This is a genomic window from Lysobacter sp. CA196 (assembly GCF_052078695.1).
Classification (GTDB): domain Bacteria; phylum Pseudomonadota; class Gammaproteobacteria; order Xanthomonadales; family Xanthomonadaceae; genus Lysobacter.
The window spans coordinates 178,698-198,268 of record NZ_JBQJIN010000008.1 but is presented as its reverse complement, the minus strand read 5'-3'; the positions used below and the strand labels follow the sequence as shown (position 1 = coordinate 198,268).

Sequence of the window (19,571 nt, the reverse complement as noted above, 5' to 3'; positions counted from 1 at the left end):
CCGCTATGGCCGTGCTGCTTCATGGCCATGATCACACCGCGCTCTTCGGCGCTGAAGTGGCTGTACCGGGTTCCCATGCGCTGACCTCAAAGGCGAGTGATGCGCTTGAGGTTAGACAGTGCAGTTAGCTTTCTTTTGGGCCAGCAAAAGAAAGTAACCCGGCCGCGTTAGCGGACGGAAGCTTTGCTCTTGATGTGGCTTCACGGACCTGCGGTAACAGACGCAGCAATGGGTAACGACGCGGTCGCGGCTTGCGCCGCTCCTACCCAGGGACTACGTAGAGTCGCGCCGCAAGCTCGAAGCTACTCGGTCGCGACTCACGTCGCTCCTACAGGAGGAGCAACGCAGCCTAACTCACCAGCGAATCGCTCAAGACTTCGCCGGCGCACCCGCCGCCGCAGCGGCCGTCTTCGCCCGCTGCGCCGCAGCCTTGGCGCGACTCTCGTCGATGAAACGATCCGCACGCTGCTCCAGCACCGGCAACGGCACCGAACCCAGGGCGAGAATCGCGTCGTGGAAGGCGCGCACGTCGAAGTCCTGGCCCAAGGCCTGCTCGGCCTTCGCACGCGCGCGCTCGATGCTCATCTGGCCGAGGTAGTACGACAGCGCCTGCCCCGGCCAACCGATGTAGCGGTCGACTTCGGTCTGGATCTCGTGCTCGCTCAACGCGGTGTTGTCGCGCAGGAAGGCCTGCGCACGTTCGCGGCTCCAGCCGAGGTGGTGGATGCCGGTGTCGACCACCAGCCGGCTCGCGCGCCACATCTGGTAGGTCAGGTAACCGAAATAGTCGTAGGGCGTGTCGTACAGGCCCATCTCGATACCGAGCTTCTCCGAGTACAAGGCCCAGCCTTCGCCGTAGGCGGAGATGTAGGTGTAGCGGCGGAAGTCCGGCAGGCCTTCGTGTTCGGCCGCGAGCGAGGTCTGCAGGGAATGGCCCGGCGCGGATTCGTGCAGGGTCAGCGCGGCCAGGTTGAACAGCGGGCGCGATGGCAGGTCGTAGGTGTTGAGCAGGTAGACGTCGCGACCGCCGCGGCCGGCGGTATAGAACGGCGCCAGGTCCGACGGCACCGGCCGGATCGCGAAACGCTGGCGCGGCAACAAGCCGATGTAGTTGCCGATCTGGCCGTCGACGCGCTTGGCCAGCCACGAGGCGCGCATCAGCAGTTCGTCGCCGGTCTTCGGATAGAACTTCGGATCGGTGCGCAGGTAGTGCAGGAATTCGGGGAAGCTGCCCTTGAAGTCGGTCTTGGCGATGGTCTGGTCCATCTGCGCGCGGATCTTCGCCACTTCTTCCAGGCCGATCTTGTGGATCTGCGCGGGAGGCAGGTCGAGCGTGGTGTATTCGCGGATCTTGGCCCGGTACAGCGCCTCGCCGTCGGGCATCGCTTCGGCCGCGAGCGTGGTGCGGGCCTGCTTCATGTACTCGTCCTGCATGAAGGCCAGCAGCTTGCGATACGCCGGCAGCACCTGCTCGTCGATCGCCTTGGCGGCCTCGGCGCGCAGGCGCGTCTGTTCGGCTGCAGGCAGGTTGGCCGGCATCTGCTTGAACGGGGTGTAGAGCAGGTTGTCTTCGAGCTTGGCGTCGACCACTTCCTTGATCGAGGCGTCGCGGCCGGTCAGGGTCACCCGCGGCACGCTGTAGCCGCGCACCAGGCCGGCGCGCATGTTGTCGATCTGTTCGTCGAAATAACGCGGGATGTCGCGCAACTGGCCGAGGTAGCGACGATAGCCTTCGGCGTCGCGGATGGGACGACGCGCGGTGAAGCCCAGGTTGGTCCAGAACGCGCTGTCGCTGTTGAACGGCATCTCCCAACCGCGCAGGCGCTGGTTGGCGAGCAGACTCTGGATCTGCTGGCGGAACACCTCGTAGTTGACCGGGTCTTCGCCGCGCAGCTGCGCCTTGTCGATCGCGTCGAGTTCCTTCAGCACCTGCGCCCAATAACGCTCGCGCTCGGCCTGGGTGGCGAGGTCGACTTTCGGCAGACGGCTCGAGGCCTGGCCTTGCACGTCTTCGTCGTCGCCGCCGGCGAACTGGGCCTGCCGCCATTTCCATTCGCGCGTGTACAACGCCTTGAAACGCGCACCGGCCTCGCTGTCGCGCGCACTCGTCTCATCGGCCGCGGTCGCGGTCGCGGACGGCGCCACGGTGGCGGACGGTTCGGCGGCGAACGCCGGGGCCAGGCTCAGGCCGAGCAACAAGGCGGCGGTCAGTGCGGCCAGGGGCGCGCGCGGCGAAACAGCTCGGGTCGAAATCATCGCGGGACTCGTTCGGGTTCGGACGGATGCGGGCCATCATGCGGCAAAGCGCGCGCGCCCGGATGTGCCTGAAGTGTCTGCCGATGCCGATCCGCGCCATGAACTCCCCCTCTGAACGGGCCGCCCGGGGGGACCGCCGATACCGGCGCGGCAGGCGGCCCGTCCAGAGGAAGCCCGATATTCGCGAGCGGACTCAGCGCCGCCGGCGGCTCAGTCGGCGAACGGCCGTTCGATCGCCGACGACGGCGGGGTGAACCAGGCCGCGCCGTTTTCGGTCACGTAGAAGTGATCCTCCAACCGCACCCCGAACTGCCCCGGCACCACGATCATCGGCTCGTTCGAACAGCAGTTGCCGGGCTCCAGCCCGACCCGGTTGCCGCGCACCAGGTACGGCGCTTCGTGCACGCTCATGCCGCAGCCGTGGCCGGTGCGGTGCGGCAAACCGGGCAAACGATAGTCCGGGCCCAGGCCGCCGCGTTCGAGCACGACGCGCGCGGCCTGATCGACCGCTTCGCCGCTAATGCCGGGCCGCACCGCATCGAAGGCGGCCCGTTGCGCGGCGAGTTCGAGGTCCCAGATCCGCGTCTGTTCGCTGCTGGCGCGTCCGCAGATGTAGGTGCGGGTGATGTCGGACTGATAGCCCTGCACCGCGCAACCGGTGTCGATCAGCACCAGCTCGCCTTCGCGCAGGGTCTGCTCGCCGGGAATGCCGTGCGGGTAGGCGGTCGCTTCGCCGAACTGGACGATGCAGAAGGTCGAACCGTTGTCGGCGCCGAACGCGCGATGCGCTTCGTCGATGAAGCGGCGCAAAGTCGCCGTGCTCACGCCCTCTTCGGCCAGGCCGGCGGCGAGTCGGTGCGCCTGCAGCGTCATGGCCGTGGCCTGCTTCATCAACGCCAGTTCGGCCTCGGTCTTGCGTGCCCGGCAACCGTCGACGATCGCGCTCGCATCGACGATGTCGAGCGTCGGCGCCAACGCGCGCAAGGCGGTAAACACTGCATACGGCGCGCCCGGGTCGAGCGCGAGCCGCGTCGCGGCGCGCGCGCGCATCGTGTCGAGGACGAGCGCGCAGGGGTCTTCGTGTTCGTCCCACAAGCGCAGTTCGCCTGGGATTTTCAGTACATGCGACAAGGAGCCGGACTCGAACCCCGGGCAGATCACCGCCGGGTCGCCGTCGAGGGTCAGCAGCATCGCCACCAGCCGCTCGCTCGCACCCCAGGGCACGCCGGTGAAATAACGCAGCGAGGTACCGGCGGTGATCAGCAGGGCCTCGCAGCGCTCGCGCCGCATCAGCTCGCGCGCACGCTCGATGCGTTGTGCGTACTCGTCGGCGCCGATCGCCGGTGCGCGCGCGCTCCACGGTTGCAGGCCGACGCGCGCCTGCTCGAGGGTCAAACCACCGATCTGAGTCATGGTGCAGCTCCAAGGTCGTCGTAGGTCCAGCGGCCATCGACCTGGCGCGCGATGCCGCCGGGATTGCGGTCGCGCAACTCCAGCGGCAGCAATTCGTCGCGCACGTGGTCGTAGCAATGCAAGGCGGCGAAGCGGCGGATCGCCGCCGGCAACCCGACCGCGGTGAAACCGGGATGGCCGGTGCTCGGGTAAGGCCCGCCGTGGTGCATGGCCGGACTGACCGCGACGCCGGTCGGCATGCGGCTGGCGATCAGGCGGCCGACGCGCGGGCGCAGGCTTGACGCCAAGCGGGTCTCATCGGCGGCGTCGGGTTCGGCGGCGTAGATCGTGCCGGTCAGATTGCCTTCGAGCCCCTGCGCGATCGCCACCGCCTGTTCGATACCGTCGACGCGCACGACCAGGCTCACCGGCCCGAAGGCCTCGCTCTGCAAGCGCCGGTCGGCGAGGAACGTCGCCGCATCGACGCTGAGCAGCGCCGGTTGCACGCGATAACCCTCGCCTTCCGCCGCCGCGCCGCCGGCCACCAGTTCGGCGCCGGCCTCGCGCCAATCGGCGAGCCCTTGCTGCAGATGGTCGAGCACGCCGCGCGAGAACATCACCCCGGACGGGGCCTGCGCGAACGAAGCCGCGGCCGCGGCGACGAAGCCATCGCCGTCGGCGCCGCGCGGCAGCACCACGATGCCGGGATGGGTGCAGAACTGACCGGTGCCCATGGTGCAGGAGGCGAAGAACTCCTGTGCCAAGGCGTCGCCGCGCTCGCGCAGCGCGCCTTCGAGCAAGAACACCGGATTGACGCTGGACAGTTCCAGATAGGCCGGCACGCCGGCGGCGTCTGCGCGCGCCTTCAACGCCAGGCCGGCGCTGCGACTGCCGGTGAAGGCGAGCGCACCGAGCCGCGCATCGCCGGCCAAGGCCAGGCCCTGCGCAGGGTCGAGGTGGTACAGCACCTGCAAGGCCGCGGCCGGCAAGCCGGCCTCGACCAAAGCGCGATGAGCGAGTTCGGCCAGGCGCTGGCTGGTCGCCGGGTGCGAGGGATGCACCTTGGCGATGACCGGGTTGCGCGCGGCGATCGCCGAAGCGAAATCGCTGCCGGCCACGGCGTTGAACGCGAACGGGAAATTGTTCGGTCCGAAGATCAACACCGGCTTGTGCAACGGCGCGAGATGGCTGCGCAAACCGGTCGCCGTGTCGATGACCGGTTGCGTCCACGAGCGTTCGCGCACCGCGCGCGCGGCCTGGCGCAATTGCCCGGTGGTACGCGGCAGCTCGACCTTGGCCAGGCGCGGCTCGATCGGCAGCGCCGTTTCCAGATGCGCGAGCGCGACCAGGTCCGGCCCGTCGTGCTCGATGCCGAGCGCATACGCCTCGAGGAAGTCGGCGATGCGTTCGGGATCGGCCCCGGCCAGTTCGTCGGCGACGGCGCAGGCCGAGGCCAGCGCGGCCTCGGCGTCGGCCGCGCCGGACACCGGGAACGCCGGCCCGAACGGCGTGCCGCGGGTCGGATCGAAGGCGCGGAAATCGCCGCCGGCATCGTGCGAGGCCTGCCAGCGTCCTTCGATCAGTACCGGTTCGCGCGCGCCCATCTCAGCGGCCCGGATGCGCGGCGATGGCGCGATCGATCACGGCGATGGCGGCGTCGCGCTCGGCGCCGACCAGGACCATGCGCGGCGCGCGCACGTGCTCGCTGCCGAGGCCTACGCGCTCCTGCACCAGCTTGATCAGCTGGACGAACTTGGGCACGGTGTCCAGGCGCAGCAGCGGCAGGAACCAGGCGTAGAGATCGGCCGCGGCGCGCGCGCCGCCGTCGCGGGCGAGCTCGAACAGTTGCACCGATTCCTTCGGATAGGCGTTGACCAGGCCGGCGATCCAGCCGGTCGCGCCCATCGCCACGCCTTCGACCACCGCATCGTCCATGCCGACCAGCAAGTCCAGGCGCTCGCCGAGCAGCGAGCGGATCGCGGCGAAACGGCGCACGTCGGTCGAGGATTCCTTGACCGCCTGCAGGTTCGGCAGTTCGGCGGCGAGTTCGGCGATCTGCTCGGGCACGAAATCGGTCTTGTAGGCGATCGGATTGTTGTAGAGCATGCACGGCAGCGGGGTCGCTTCGATCACCGCGCGCACATGCGCCTTCATCTCGCGCCAGTCGCTCGAATACACGTACGGCGGCAGCACCATCAGGCCGGCGCAACCGATCGCCGCGGCCTCGCGCGCCAGGCGCACGGCTTCGTCGGTCGACAACGCGGCGATGCCGGGGATCACCGGCGCGCGGCCGTCGAGCGCCTGCACCAGGGTGCGCAGGATCGCCAGCTTGTCGTCGAAGCTCAGCGTCGCCGCTTCGCCGAGCGAGCCCAGCGGCACGATGCCGACGCAGCCGGCATCGATCAAGGTGCGCGCGTGTTCGGCGAGGAAGGCGTGGTCGATCGCACCGTCGGCGCGGAACGGGGTGGTGATCGCGGGGATGACGCCACGCCAGAACGAAGCATTGCTCATTAGACAGACCCTTTGGATTCGGTAAGGAAAGTACGATCGGAACAAGAGCCGGCTGCGGCCAAACCGGCCAGCCGGGTGGGAAAAACCGGCGGCCGCGCGGCATGCGCACGCGTCGCCGGCACCAGCAGACCCAATTCGGTCAGCGCCGTGCCGCAGATGCGGCCCTGGCAGCTGCCCATGCCGCAGCGCGTGGCGAGTTTCGCCGCACGCGCGTCGGAATATCCTTGCAACTGCGCCAGAGGTACGTCCTCGCAGCGGCACACCAGGGTGGTCGGCTCGGCGAGCCGGCGTACCTCCTCGCGCAGGTCGAAATAACGCGGCAACAGATCGGCGAAGGCGCGTGCGTGACGACGGCGCGCTCGCAGTGCGTGGGCGGCATCGTCGGCGCCTGCGGCGGCGTGGCCGGCCATCGCGCCTTCGATGCGCGCCACATCGACACCGCCGATGCCGCAGGCTTCGCCGGCCGCATACACGTGCTCGACGCTGGTCATCAGCCGCTCGTCGACGCGAACGCGCGGATGGCGCCCATCGATCTCGAGCGCGCAACCCAGCTGCGCGGCGAGTTCGGTGTTCGGTACCAGGCCATAGCCGACCGCGACCTGATCGCAGGCGATGCGCTCGACCCCGCGCGCGCTTTCGATCTCGACTTCGTGCACTTGCTCGTCGCCGTGCACGGCACGCACCCAGGTCGCGCGGCGATAGGCCACGCCGGCCAGCCGCGTCCGCAACGCCGCCGCCTGCAACAACTTGCCGGGCCAACGCCACAACTGCGAGGCGAACGCCATCAGCGCCGCATCGGGCGCCTGCTCGCAGATCGCCAACACCTTCGCGCCGTGCTGGCGCAAGGTCGCCGCCGAGGCCAACAGCAGCGGGCCGCTACCGCCGATGAGCACGCGCTTGCCGGCGATCGGCCAGCCTTGCTTGACCAGCGCCTGCACGGCGCCGGCGCCGCTGACCCCGGGCAAGGTCCAGCCCGGGAACGGCAACAACAGTTCGCGCGCGCCGGTCGCCAGCACCAGGGCGCCGTATTCGATCTCGCGCACCAGACCGGCTTGTTCGATCAGCACCCGGCCCGGCGCGGTCGCGACGACCTGCGCCTGCGGCAGCCAATGCAGATTGCTGCGCGCACGCATCTCCGCCACCGCCAGGCGCGCGGCGGCCGGTGCGGATTTGCGCACGTCGTGGCGCCAGACCTGTCCGCCCGGGTTGGCCTGCAGATCGACCAGCACGACGTTGACGCCGTGGCTGGCGGCGGCGCGCGCCGCCGCCAGCCCGGCCGGGCCGGCACCGATCACCAGCACGTCCGCCAGCACGTCGTCGCAGGGCTCAGTCATCGCGGTGCACCTGCATGCCGTCGCGCGCGACCACTACGCAGGCGCGCTGGTGGGCGACGCCGTCGATGCTGACCCGGCACTCGAAACACAGGCCCATGCCGCACAACGGCGCACGCGTTTCGCCGCTGCGCGAGCGGCGAAAGCGCAGGCCGAGCTGAGCCACGGCCGCCGCAACATTGGCGCCGGCGGGCACTTCCACGGCGATGCCGTCGACCGTCAACTGCACGTTCGCGCGTTTCATCGCAGTACGCGCTCCGGCAAGAAGGGCGCCGGGTCGAACGCGGGCGCGCGGCCGAGCATCTGGTCGAGCAGCAGCTGCGCGGTACCCAGCGCGGTGGTGACGCCGAGGCCTTCGTGGCCGGCCGCGACCCAGGTGCGCGGCCGGTCGGCGACGGCGCCGATATAGGGGCGCCCGTCGGGCGTGGTCGGCCGGAACCCGGTCCACACGCGCAGCGCCTGCAACTCGCGCAGCATCGGCAGGAAAGCGAAGGCGCGTTCGAGCATGCGCCGCAGCATCGGCATCGACACTGCGCGGTCGTCGATACCGAACTCGCGCGACGAACCGATCAGGATCTGCCCGGTCGGGCGCGGCTGCACGTTGAAGGCGACGCTGCTGTCGGCATCGCCATGGGCGCTGTCGGCATAGCCGAGTTCGAGCAATTGATGGCGCACCCGCCCGGGGTAGCGCTCGGTGATGACCAGATGCCCTTTGCGCGCGCGCATCGGCAATTGCGGCAGCAACTCGGGCACGGCGCAACCGGTGGCGACCAGGACCGGGCCGACCAATTCGCTGCCGTCGTCGAGGCGTGCGCCGTTGGCGCTCAGTTCAACCACCCGGCGCCCGAGGAATGCCGTCGCGCCGGCCTGCAATGCGCGCTCGAACAGATGCTGGGCGACGCGCGGCGGATACACCACCGCCTCGTCGGCGACCAACATGCCGCCGCACAACCCCGGCACCAGCCCGGGTTCCAGTCGGTATAGCTCGTCGGCGCCGATCTGCCGCGCGCTGACGCCGGCCGCGGCCAGGCGCGCGATCTTGGCGGCGACGCCATCGAATTCGCGCGCCTCACGGGCCACCCACAAGGTGCCGCAACGGCTGAATTCGGCCTCGGGCAGATCGGCGAAGCGTTCCCACAAGGCCAGCGAGTATCGCGACAAAGCGAGCTCGGCCGGGTCGTCGTCCATCGCCACCAGGTGTCCCATCGCCGCAGCGGTGGCGCCGCCGCCGACCGGGCCGGGTTCGACCACGGCGACCCGCAGCCCTTCGTGCACGGCACGCTCGGCACAGGCGCTGCCGACGATGCCGGCACCGATCACGATCAGGTCGTAGCTGTTCGAAGACGCTGCGCTCATGCCGGTCACTTCGCCGCGATGCCCCAGGCGAAGGGGTCGGCTTCGTCGATCAGCAGTTGCGCGCGTGCGGTGATGTGGGCGCTGCCGGTGATGGTCGGCAGGACGCCGCGCGGACCCGGGCGATAGCGCCCTTCGAACACGCTGCCGAGCACGCTCTCCTGGTGCCAGACCGCGCCGGCCGCGAGCTTGCCGTCGGCGGCGAGGCAGGCGAGCTTGGCGCTGGTGCCGGTGCCGCAAGGCGAACGGTCGTAGGCCAGGCCCGGGCACAGGACGAAGTTGCGGGCGTCGACGCCGGGCGTCGTCGACGGCGTTTCCAGTTCGATGTGGTCGATCGGCGCGCCGTCGGCGCCGCTCACGCCGGCCGCTTCCAGCGCATGCCGGATCGCTTCGGAATAATCGCTGAGTTCGCGTTGATGCAGCAGCGAAATCTCCCGTTCGACCCGGGCGATGAAGAACCAGTTGCCGCCCCAGGCGACATCGCCGACGACTTCGCCGTAACCCGGCACCGCGACGCGCACGCCGGCCAGATGACGCCAGCTTTCGACGTTGTCGACCGAGACCCGCCCGTCCTCGTGCAATTGCGCGCCGACCGTGCCGACCGGCGTTTCGATGCGGTGCCGGCCCGGCTGCACGCGGCCCAGGTGCTGCAAGGTGCGCATCAGGCCGATGGTGCCGTGGCCGCACATGCCCAGGTAACCGACGTTGTTGAAGAAGATCACCCCGGCGCAGGCGTCCGGCTCGCTCGGCGGCAACAGCAGCGCACCGACCACCGTGTCGGACCCGCGCGGCTCGCAGGCGATGGCCTGGCGCCAGTGGTCGAATTCGGCACGGAAGCGCTCGCGCTGCTCGGCCAAGGTGCCGGCGCCCAGATCGGGGAAGCCGGCGACCACGACACGGGTCGGTTCGCCGCCGGTGTGGGAGTCGATGATGTCTAGGCTGTGCATGCCGCCATGCTCGCGTCGGCGGCCCGGCGCGTCTAGGAATCCTTGCCGGCCATGGATGCGGAATTCGGCATAATCGGGCTATCGTTGCCGAACCGCCTCCAACCAGCCCCCGGCCATGCCCGTACAGATTCCCGCCGACCTCATGCAGACCCTGTGCGACGCCCTGCCGGACGTGGTGTTCTTCGCCAAGGACGCCTCCGGCCGCTACAGCCACGCCAACCTGACCCTGGTGCGCCGGCTCGGCCTGAAGCGGCGCGAGGACGTGATCGGTCGCGACGTCACCGAGCTGTTTCCGGCCCGCCTGGGCGGACGCTATGCCATCCAGGACCGGCGCGTGCTCGACGGCGAGACCATCGAGAACCAGCTCGAAGTGCATTTGTTCCCCAACCGGCAACCGGGCTGGTGCCTGACCGGCAAACGCCCGCTGCCATTGGCCGACGGCCGTATCGGCCTGGTCGGTCTGTCGCGCGACCTCGGCGCGCCCGACGGCCACCACCCGACCTACGAACGCCTGCGCCGGGTCACCGAACACATGCAGGCGCATTTTGCCGGCGCCTTGCGCGTCACCGCCTTGGCCGAACTGGCCAAGCTCTCGGTCGCGCAACTCGAACGCCATTTCCAGCGCGTGTTCCAGTTGACCCCGCAGCAGGCCCTGACCAAGATCCGCATCGAAGCGGCGATGCGGCTGCTGCAGGACGACGCCAGCATCGCCGAAGTCGGCCAGTCCTGCGGCTTCTCCGACCAGAGCGCGTTCGCGCGCCAGTTCAAGGCCACCGTGGGCATGGCGCCGCGCGAGTATCGCGCCTTGCAGCGCAGCGGTCGTTGGAGCGCAGGCGGCGAAGACGCCTGACAGGAACCTGATCGACTGCAGTGACGCGCTCAGGCGAGTGCGATCGCTTCGATTTCGATGTACCAAGCTTCGTCGTAGATACCGGTCACCACCACGCTGACCGCAGGATCGGCACGCCCGGCGAGCAGGCGGCGGCGAATCTCACGTTCGCGCCTGCGGTCGCTGGCGCGGGCCAGGAAGACGGTCAGCTTCGCCAGGTGGCGCAGGTCCATGTCGGCCGCGTGCAGTTGCGTCTCGAGGTTGGCCCAAGCCAGACGATATTGTTCGGAAAAATCCCGCGGCGCTTCGCCCCGCGCGTCGACCGGGATCTGGCCGCTGACGAACAGCAGTCTGGTCGCGGTGGTGACCGGATAGGCTTGTGTGACGTTGAACGGTTCGTTGCCGCACGCGGTCGGCGCATCAGCTGCATTTTCAGCGACGATCTTGGGTTTGGACTTCGCCGCTCCGACGCGTCCCGACCACAAGGCCATTGCCGCGGCGCTGCTGAGCAGGAAGCTGCGCCGCTGCATGGTGAGGTCAGCGTGCCGGCGCGGGCGTTGCGGCGGCCGCAGCGCTTTGCCGTGGCCAGCGGCCGCTGTCTTCGAAGGCGCCCACGAGGGTGTCGACCAGGCGCGATGCGAGGCGGCCGTCGGGGTCGAGGTCGGGGTCGAAGATCGTCAGTTCCATGCCGACCGCGTTCGGGCTGGCGAGCAACTGTGCGAGCAAGGCACGCAGTTGCGCGAAGTCGAGGCCGTCGGGGTTCGGCGAGTCGACCGCCGGCATCAGCCGCTCGGCGAGCACGTCGGCATCGACATGGATCCAGTAGCCCTCGATCGGCCGCGCCTCCAGCCATGCGCGCGCCTGCCGGCCGGCGCGCCCGGCGCCGAGACGGCGAACCGCCTCAGCGTCGATGGCATGAATGCCGGAACGCTCGAAACTCTCGACGTCGTAATCCACGCGATCCTGGTCGGCGACCACCAAACCGAGGTGGACGATGTCGTCGGTGCGGAAGTACGGCGAGCGACCGCGCAGATCGGACAGCGCCGTCGGGCCGTGCCCGGTCGCCAGGCCGAGATCGAGCCCGGCCGCGGTCAACAGCCCGCGGTAGCGATGGCGGTCGCGGATGAAGGAAAAATCGTCGTGGGCATCGACGAAGGCCAGGCCGTAGCGGCCGCGCTGCTTGAGGGCCAGGCCGCTGCCGAGCAGCACGCTGCAATCGCCGCCGAGCACCAGCACGAACCGGTCGTGGGCGAGCAACGGGGTCAGGCGATCGGCCAGGGTCTGGCTGTAGTCGCGCAGCGCGGCGCCGTTGCGAAAGCCGATCGCAAGGTCGGGCGCCGGCGAATAAGGCGGCGCCTCCACGCGGCCGCCGTCGCGCGCCCGCAGGCGCTGCAGCAACCCGGTCGCGCGCAGGGCTTCGGGCAGTTTGCGCACCCCGGGTTCGACACCCGGCGCCGACGGGCGCAAGCCCAGATTGCTGGGCGCATCGATCACGACGAGGGCGGCGGGATTCGACATGGCGGCCGTGGGCGCGGCGGGCGGCGGCTGTGCGCAGGCGGGCACCATCGAAGACAGTGCGGCGCCGAGCAAGGCATGACCGATCGCGAGGCGCATTCTCATAACCTCTCAATTTGTTTTTAGAGGTTATGCCTGTTATTAAGAACCTGTCAATTCAGTTTTGACGGTTACAGATGGACGGCGTCGGCTGCCCCATTCATAGGAGGCATCAGCTTGCGATCCGTCGTTTCCTTGCAGAAGCGCGTGAGCCGCAACCGCGAATACACAATCACTGCCTCACCGTCCGTGCATGGGGTTCATGCAGGCGCTGTTGGCACACGACGCTCTCGTAGCCGCGCGGTCGCGGCTCGCGCCGCTCCTACTCCTCAAAAGCGATGGCTTCGCTGTCGATCTTGCAGTCGACCAGCATCTGCGCGCACACGCCGGTTCGCGACGACGACGTCGTCCGCAACGGCCACGGCGCTCGGTGCCAATGCGATTCTCGCGCCATGAAACACGCCGATAACGCCTGTCCTTTCTTCACCGTATCGGCCGCGTGCGGCGGCGCTCTCTTCCCGTCGCCACCGATCATCCTGGGTGCAGCGCAGCAAATCAGTGCTGCAGATCACTGTCGCAGGCGGAAAATTCGCGACCGGCACGACAAGTTTCGGCATCTCACTTGACAGCGCTGTCAATTGGAGCAGGCTGCGGACCAAAGCCGACCCGATACCCGCCAGATGAGGCGGGCGACGGTGAGGCATCGAGGAGGGATCACCCTCCCGGGTCAGGGCTCGGCCCATTGAAGAGGGGATCAGGTACCGCTCCACGCGGGCGGCCCCGCATCTACTTCGCAACGGAGGCAGAAGACGAAGCACGCGAGCCCTGAACCCCCTTGGTCGCCGGCCCGCTACCGGCAGCGGCCGCGCCCTGAGCACCCCCGCCGTGCATCGCACACGGCAACGCAGCAAGCACGCCTGATCCATGCCTGCGGAACGGCCGCGTGCGCCGCGTATTCGTCCCATCAAATCAAAGGACAGCACATGAGATCCGCGACCCAATGCATCGCATTCCTGATGTTTTTCCTGCTTTCCGGCAGCGCCTTCGCGCAGAACTGGCAGCTCGTGTGGAGCGACGAGTTCAATGGGTCCATCGGGCCCGACTGGGTGTTCGAGACCGGCAACGGCAGCAATGGCTGGGGAAACAACGAACTGGAGTATTACCGGCGCGAGAACGCAACCATCGAGAGCAACGCCCTGGCCATCACCGCGAAGCGCGAAGATTTCGGCGGCTATCGCTACACCTCGGCGCGCATGAAAACGCAGGGCCGCCGTACTTTCAGATACGGCCGCATCGAGGCGCGCATGAAGCTGCCGTCGTTCATGGGCGCTTGGCCGGCTTTCTGGATGCTGGGCGCCAACCTGCCGCAGGTCGGATGGCCCGCTTCGGGCGAGATCGACGTGATGGAGCACGTCAACGACGAGAACAAGAGCTACGGCACTATCCACTGGAGCGACCACAACGGCACCTACGCGCAATACGGCGGCAACACCGCCGTGACCGTGCAGGACTGGCACGTCTACGCCGTGGAATGGGATGCCAACGCCATCCGCTGGTACGTCGACGGCAACAAGTTCCACGAGGCCAATATCCAGGGCGGCGTCAACGGGACCGATGAATTTCACAAGGACTTCTTCCTCCTGCTGAACTTCGCCATCGGCGGCAATTGGCCGGGCTTCACCGTGGACGAGACGCGCCTGCCGGCGAAGATGTACGTCGATTACCTACGCGTGTACTCGGGGGATAATGCGAATCCCGGCGTCGCATCCGTGTACCAGCATTGCGACTTCGGCGGCTGGTCGGTGGCGCTGCCCGAAGGGCGCTACACAGTCGCGCAGTTACAGGCCAGGGGCATCGGCAACGACCAGATCTCTTCGCTACGCGTCAATCCGGGCTATCAGGTCACGCTCTACCAGGACGACAACTTCGGCGGCGCGAGCGTTACCAAGAGCGCAGACGCATCGTGCCTGAGCGGCGACGGCTTCAACGACCGCGCCTCGTCGGTGGCGGTGGCGCGGTTCTCGCAACCCTGGTCGCTGACGCTGGAGTCGGAGAACTTCAGCGCGCAGCAGGGCGTGCAGATCGAAGCATGTTCGGAAGGCGGCCAGAACGTCGGCGGCATCGATCAGGGCGACTGGATGGCCTACAACGGCATCACCTTTCCCGCCACCGGCACGTACCGCGTTGAGTATCGGGTTGCGAGCCCCGGCGGCGGCGCGCTGTCGCTCGACCTCAATGCAGGCAGCATCGTGCTCGGAACGGTGCAGATTCCTGCGACCGGCGGTTGGCAGAACTGGACCACGGTCTCGCACACCGTGAGCGTCGGCGCGGGCACCTACAGCCTCGGCGTCTATGCGGCGCAGGGCGGATGGAACATCAACTGGGTCAGGATCACGCGCCTCTAGCCTGCGACCGCTTTGGCGATGCCCGTCCGGGCCATTGCCGCGGAGCGCTGCCTGCCCTCGGGCAGCGCTCCGGATTTCGGGCGGGTGGCAGAGCGAAAGCGGCGTTTCGGCGCTCTCTTGCCGGAGCGGCGTCCCACAGGGATTTGCTTCGCTCATGAGCCGCGACCGCACTGCCCCACCCGCGTCGTGACCCGGTTTCTCCGGCAAGGACGGCCGATTACCGCAGTTGCGCGGCTGCGCAGTAGGCGTGTATTCGCGGTCGTGGCTCGTGCCGCTCCCACTCTTGAAGCCGGCGACCTGGGGACGGCGCGAAAAAAACCCGGCTTGCGCCGGGTGGAGGTCGGAAACACACAGAGAGAGAGAGAGAGAGTAATGCGACGATGCCCTGCCTCGTTTGACGACCGCTCGCCGGGTCAACGGCGAGCGGCGTGTTGCAGGTACCCGGCCGTATCTCAGTAGCGGTCGTTCAGGGCGAAAATCGGCTTGCGGTTCTTCCACTTGCCTTCGGTGAAATCCGGGAATTCCAGGGTCTTGTGCTCGGCGATGGACTGTTCCGACAGCGGCGTGATCGCGCTCCAGGCGACCGCGTCGTAGATGTCGATCGGCATCGGCGCATCGGCCTTGAGCGCCTCGATGAAGGCGTGCACGACGAAGTAGTCCATGCCGCCGTGGCCGGCACCGGCCGCGGTCTCGGCGAAACGCTGCCACAGCGGGTGGTCGTACTTTTCCAGCCAGGCCTCGGCCTTGTCCCACTCATGCGGCGTGGTCTTGCCTTCGATGTGGATCGAATCGTTGATGTCCATCCACAGGCCGTCGGTGCCCTGCACGCGGAAGCCGAGCGAGTACGGCCGCGGCAGCGAGGTGTCGTGCTGCAGCAGGATGGTCTCGCCGTTCTCGCACGCGATCTGGGTGGTGACCAGGTCGCCGAGCTTGAACTTGACCTTGGCGTTCGGATGCTCCGGGCCGGCCTGCTTGACGATGTAGTCGTGCAGGCCGCGGGCCTTGCTCGAGAACGAGCTGAGGTAGGTGAAACGGTTGCCGCGATGGATGTTGGCGACCATCGCGCAGGGGCCGATGCCGTGGCTCGGGTACAGCTCGCCGTCGCGCCGGACCGAATGCTCGGTGCGCCAGCGCGCCTCCGACCAGCCCTTGGCGCCGAATTCGACGCCGCCGCCGGTGGCGCGCTCGGGGTTGCCGCTGTTGAGTTTCACCGCGCGCAGATCGTGCTGGTAGCCGCCCTGCAGGTGCACGATCTCGCCGAACAAGCCCTGCCGGACCATGTTCAGCACCGCCAGCACGTCGCGGCGATAGCACACGTTTTCCAGCAGCATGTAGGGGGTGCCGGTCTTCTGCTGGGTGCGCAGCACCTGCCAATGGTCGTCGAGGGTGATGCCGGCGACCACTTCGCAGGCGACCGCGATGCGCGCCTGCATCGCCGCGATCGCCATCGGCGCATGGAACTCCCAGGGCGTGGCGATGATCACGCCGTCGAGGCCGCCCTGGTCGAGCATCTTGCGGTAGGCGTCGATGTCGCCACCTTCGCCGTAGGTCGCCGGCTTGGGCCGACCGGCCTTCTCGATCATCTTCAGCGCGCGGCCGAGCATGATCGGCTCGACATCGCACATCGCAACGACTTCGACGTCGTCGCGACGCACCAGTTCCTTCAGCAGCACCTGGCCGCGCATGCCGGTGCCGATCAGACCCAGGCGCAGCTTCGAGCGTTTGCGGGCGAACGCCGGCGTGAACGCGGTGCTGGCCAGTACGGTGCCCGCGGTCGCGGAAGTAGCGAGGAAATCGCGTCGGTTCATGCAGGGATCTCGGTCGGGTATGGGGAAGAGGTGGTCGAAGAGGAACGAGTAGTAAGGTGCGGGTAGTGAGGAACGAGTAGCGAGGAACGAGGAACGAGTCGAGACCTCGTCAACAACGGACTATCCGTCACTCGTTGCTCGTTACTCGCTCCTACTCACTGCGCAGCGGGCAATAGGCGATGGCTTCGATCTCGATCTTGCAATCGACCATCATTTGCGAGCGCACGCATGAGCGCGCCGGCGGCTGCTCGCCGAAGTACTCGCGGTAGACACGATTGAACGTCCAGAAGTCGCGGGTGTCGTCCAGCCAGACGGTGATCTTGACCACGTGGCTCAGGTCGCAACCGGCCAGGCCGAGCACCTTCTTGACGTTGTCCATGGTCCGGCGCGTCTGCGCTTCGATTCCGCCCTGTTCGATCTCGCCGCGCTCGTTCATGGCGACCTGGCCGGAGATGTAGACGAAGTCGCCGGCGCGCACCGCCGGCGAGAACGGCAGTGGCTGGCCGCCGGCGCCGCCGGGCTCCAGGCCGTAGCGGACGATGGAATTGGAATCGCTCATGGATGGCCTCTCTGCGTAGGGGAATGGGCAAGCCCAAGGTCGGCGGCCCCGACGCCCCAGCCGCAGACAACAGGGCGGCTCGGCGGCGACGCTCGGACTCGGATGGCACATTCAAGGCCTGCCCGTTACCGACGTGAAAGTATCTTACAAACTTTCAGGATGCATTTTGCACTGCACAACGCCTGCCAATAATGGATTCTGGTACATTTTCAGCAAGAGGGCAGGCGAGCATGTTGGCAATTTACAAGAATCTTCGAACACCCAAGGGGGACCGCGCCGGCCCAGCCGAGGCGGCGGCCGCATGCCTGGCCCCACCAAAGCCCGCGCTATCGGCGATATTCCGATCTACCGTCGCCATCGGCTGCTTGCCGATCGTCTCGCGCCATTCGGTCCCAGGCTGCGGGCGCCCCTTGAAGGAATGATCCATTCATGAAGCAAACCCCATGAGCCAAAGCCGTTTGACCTTGATCACCGGCGCCGCGGGCGGCATCGGCCGAGGATTGCTCGCCCGCTTCGCCGCCGGCGGCGATCGCGTGCTCGCCCACGACCGCGATGCCGCTGCGCTGGCCGCGCTGGCCGCGGGCTTCGAACCCGGGCAGGTGCTGACCGCGGCTTCGGAGCTGTCCGATCTCGACGCGCTGCGCGCCGCGCTCGCCCCGCACCTCCAGGCGCACGGCCCGATCGGCGCGGTGATCGCCAACGCCGGCAGCGCCGAAAGTCTGAGCCTGGCCGGCACCACGCCGGGCGCCTGGCAGCGCGACATCGACGTCAATTTGAACGCCGGCTACTGCACGGTCGAAGCCGCCATCGACGGGCTCAAGCGCACGCGCGGCAACATCGTCTTCATCGGTTCGGTCAACGGCCTCGCCGCGCTCGGGCACCCGGCCTACAGCGCGGCCAAGGCCGGTTTGATCAGCTACGCGAAATCCATCGCGATCGAATACGGACGCCTCGGCGTGCGCGCCAACGTGATCTGTCCCGGCACGGTCAAGACCCAGGCCTGGCAGGCGCGCGCCGACAAACACCCGCAAGTGTTCGAAGACCTGAAGAAGTGGTATCCGCTCGGCGACTTCGCCACGCCCGAGGACATCGCCGAGGCCGCCTGGTTCCTCGCCTCGCCGCAGGCACGCATGATCAGCGGCGCGGTGTTGCCGGTCGACGGCGGCCTGATGGCCGGCAACCGGGTGATGGCTGCGGAGCTGACCCTGGAGCCCTATTGATGACTGAAGCCGTCCAGACGACTGGAGCCGTACCGATGAACGAGGCGCTGCGCCGGCTCGGCCAGACCCTGCTGCTGCCGGGCGTCAAGGGATTGCCATTGCGGCAGCCCACGCGGCAGGACGCGATCGGCGGGCTCGGCCTCAATATTCTCGACGGCCGCCTGTCCTATCCGGTTGCGGTGCTGCGCGAGTCCACCCTCGCCCACAACATCGCCTGGATGCGCGACTTCGTCGAACGCGCCGGCGCCCTGCTCGCGCCGCACGGCAAGACCACGATGAGCCCGCAGCTGTTCCAGGCTCAGCTCGATGCCGGCGCCTGGGCGATCACGTTGGCGACGATCCCGCAATTGCGCATCGCGCATCGATTCGGCGTGCGCCGGGTGCTGCTGGCCAACCAGCCGGTCGCGATCGCCGATATCGAAAGCCTGGCCGCGCTGCTGCACGACGATCCAGGCTTCGAAGCCTGGGTGCTGGTCGATTCTTCGGCCGGCGCACGCCGCCTCGCCGAAGTCATGCAGCGGCTCGCGCCGCAGCGGCGCCTGCCGGTATTGGTCGAACTCGGCGCGGCCGGCGGCCGCACCGGCGTGCGCGGCCTCGACGCCGCGCTCGTGCTCGCGCGCGAAGTCGCCGCCAGCCCGGCGCTGCGCCTGGCCGGCATCGAAGGCTACGAGGGCTTGTGGGTCGGCGCCGACCGCGACAGCGACCTGGCCCGCGTGCGCAGCCTGCTCGCCGAACTGGTCGAACTGACCCGCCGGTGCGACCGCGAAAGCCTGTTCGACGGTGAGGATATCTTGATCAGCGCAGGCGGCTCGGCCTACTTCGATTTCGTCGCCGAGGCCTTCGCCACGGTCGGCAAGACCACGCGGCCGCTGCGGCGCGTGCTGCGCTCGGGGTGTTACCTGACCTCCGACCACGGCTTCTATCACGGCCTGCAGCAGGAAATGCGCACCCGCCACGACGCCAGTTTCCGCCATGGCCTGCAGCCGGCGCTGGAAGTGTGGGCGACCGTGCAGTCGCGACCGGAACCGGGGCTGGCTCTGCTCACGCTCGGCAAACGCGATGCGTCCTACGACATCGACCTGCCCAAGCCGCTGTGCTGGCATCGCCCCGGCGAGCCGGCGCCGCGGCCGATGCGCGATGCGCGCATCGGCAAGATGAACGACCAGCACGCTTATCTGGAACTGCCGCAGGACCATCCGCTGCAGGTCGGCGATCTCGTTGCGACCGGCATCTCCCATCCCTGCACCACTTTCGACAAATGGCAGCTGCTGCTGACGGTCGACGACGGCTACCGCGTGACCGGAGCGATCAACACTTTCTTCTGATCGCGCCATCGGCGCGGTCAATGCCCTCCACTCGCCGCGCCATCGACGCGATCGACACTTTCTTCCGAGGAACGAACCCAT

General features: G+C 68.2%; 16 protein-coding genes. 4 read left to right on the top strand and 12 right to left on the bottom strand.

The features are described 5' to 3' along the window. Positions 1 to 369 precede the first annotated feature (369 nt). The 8 genes from ACTOWK_RS10295 to ACTOWK_RS10260 form a co-directional block, all read right to left on the bottom strand. The gene (locus ACTOWK_RS10295) at positions 370 to 2,256 is read right to left on the bottom strand and encodes a DUF885 domain-containing protein (protein ID WP_441330080.1); all 1,887 of its coding nucleotides are present in this window, start codon (positions 2,254 to 2,256) and stop codon (positions 370 to 372) included. 210 nt (positions 2,257 to 2,466) lie between these two features. Continuing rightward, positions 2,467 to 3,669: a M24 family metallopeptidase gene (locus ACTOWK_RS10290; protein WP_441330079.1), complete on the bottom strand. Its 1,203-nt coding sequence runs from the start codon at positions 3,667 to 3,669 to the stop codon at positions 2,467 to 2,469. Further along, a complete protein-coding gene (locus ACTOWK_RS10285) occupies positions 3,666 to 5,252 on the bottom strand; it encodes an aldehyde dehydrogenase (NADP(+)) (protein WP_441330078.1) in 1,587 nt (528 codons plus the stop codon). Before ACTOWK_RS10285 ends, ACTOWK_RS10290 begins: the two co-directional genes overlap by 4 nt. A gap of 1 nt (position 5,253) precedes the next feature. Then, on the bottom strand, positions 5,254 to 6,159 hold the full coding sequence (locus ACTOWK_RS10280; RefSeq protein WP_441330077.1) for a dihydrodipicolinate synthase family protein: 906 nt from the start codon (positions 6,157 to 6,159) through the stop codon (positions 5,254 to 5,256). After that, positions 6,159 to 7,493, bottom strand: coding sequence for an FAD-dependent oxidoreductase (locus tag ACTOWK_RS10275; protein ID WP_441330076.1), 1,335 nt, complete (start codon positions 7,491 to 7,493; stop codon positions 6,159 to 6,161). Before ACTOWK_RS10275 ends, ACTOWK_RS10280 begins: the two co-directional genes overlap by 1 nt. Next, positions 7,486 to 7,734 (bottom strand): 2Fe-2S iron-sulfur cluster-binding protein, encoded by a 249-nt coding sequence (locus ACTOWK_RS10270; RefSeq protein ID WP_441330075.1) that lies wholly within the window; start codon positions 7,732 to 7,734, stop codon positions 7,486 to 7,488. Before ACTOWK_RS10270 ends, ACTOWK_RS10275 begins: the two co-directional genes overlap by 8 nt. Beyond that, on the bottom strand, positions 7,731 to 8,846 hold the full coding sequence (locus ACTOWK_RS10265; RefSeq protein WP_441330074.1) for an NAD(P)/FAD-dependent oxidoreductase: 1,116 nt from the start codon (positions 8,844 to 8,846) through the stop codon (positions 7,731 to 7,733). The genes ACTOWK_RS10270 and ACTOWK_RS10265 overlap by 4 nt, the downstream gene beginning before the upstream one ends. A gap of 5 nt (positions 8,847 to 8,851) precedes the next feature. After that, complete coding sequence (locus ACTOWK_RS10260) at positions 8,852 to 9,790, bottom strand: 4-hydroxyproline epimerase (RefSeq protein WP_441330073.1); 939 nt, start codon at positions 9,788 to 9,790, stop codon at positions 8,852 to 8,854. A 115-nt stretch (positions 9,791 to 9,905) separates the two neighbouring features. Between ACTOWK_RS10260 and ACTOWK_RS10255 the strand changes: the two genes are divergently transcribed. Further along, entirely contained in the window at positions 9,906 to 10,640 is a 735-nt protein-coding gene (locus tag ACTOWK_RS10255) for a helix-turn-helix domain-containing protein (protein ID WP_441330072.1), read from the top strand. A gap of 29 nt (positions 10,641 to 10,669) precedes the next feature. Here the strand turns inward: ACTOWK_RS10255 and ACTOWK_RS10250 are convergent, their stop codons facing one another. Together ACTOWK_RS10250 and ACTOWK_RS10245 are read right to left on the bottom strand one after the other, a co-directional pair. Further along, on the bottom strand, positions 10,670 to 11,149 hold the full coding sequence (locus ACTOWK_RS10250; RefSeq protein WP_441330071.1) for a RidA family protein: 480 nt from the start codon (positions 11,147 to 11,149) through the stop codon (positions 10,670 to 10,672). A 7-nt stretch (positions 11,150 to 11,156) separates the two neighbouring features. Beyond that, positions 11,157 to 12,239 carry an arginase family protein gene (locus ACTOWK_RS10245; protein ID WP_441330070.1) on the bottom strand — a complete coding sequence of 361 codons (1,083 nt, stop codon included), beginning with the start codon at positions 12,237 to 12,239 and terminating at the stop codon, positions 11,157 to 11,159. A gap of 950 nt (positions 12,240 to 13,189) precedes the next feature. On the opposite strand from ACTOWK_RS10245, the gene ACTOWK_RS10240 reads away from it, so the two are divergent. Next, positions 13,190 to 14,578, top strand: a complete 1,389-nt coding sequence (locus tag ACTOWK_RS10240) for a carbohydrate-binding protein (protein ID WP_441330069.1) — start codon at positions 13,190 to 13,192, stop codon at positions 14,576 to 14,578. 452 nt (positions 14,579 to 15,030) lie between these two features. On the opposite strand, the gene ACTOWK_RS10235 is transcribed toward ACTOWK_RS10240, so the two are convergent. Then, on the bottom strand, positions 15,031 to 16,386 hold the full coding sequence (locus ACTOWK_RS10235; protein WP_441330068.1) for a Gfo/Idh/MocA family protein: 1,356 nt from the start codon (positions 16,384 to 16,386) through the stop codon (positions 15,031 to 15,033). Between the two features lie 151 nt (positions 16,387 to 16,537). After that, on the bottom strand, positions 16,538 to 16,945 hold the full coding sequence (locus ACTOWK_RS10230) for a RidA family protein (protein ID WP_441330067.1): 408 nt from the start codon (positions 16,943 to 16,945) through the stop codon (positions 16,538 to 16,540). 443 nt (positions 16,946 to 17,388) lie between these two features. Between ACTOWK_RS10230 and ACTOWK_RS10225 the strand changes: the two genes are divergently transcribed. Both ACTOWK_RS10225 and ACTOWK_RS10220 read left to right on the top strand, forming a co-directional pair. Next, positions 17,389 to 18,165 (top strand): SDR family oxidoreductase, encoded by a 777-nt coding sequence (locus tag ACTOWK_RS10225; protein ID WP_441330066.1) that lies wholly within the window; start codon positions 17,389 to 17,391, stop codon positions 18,163 to 18,165. Beyond that, on the top strand, positions 18,165 to 19,490 hold the full coding sequence (locus tag ACTOWK_RS10220) for an amino acid deaminase (protein ID WP_441330065.1): 1,326 nt from the start codon (positions 18,165 to 18,167) through the stop codon (positions 19,488 to 19,490). Before ACTOWK_RS10225 ends, ACTOWK_RS10220 begins: the two co-directional genes overlap by 1 nt. Positions 19,491 to 19,571: the final 81 nt, after the last annotated feature.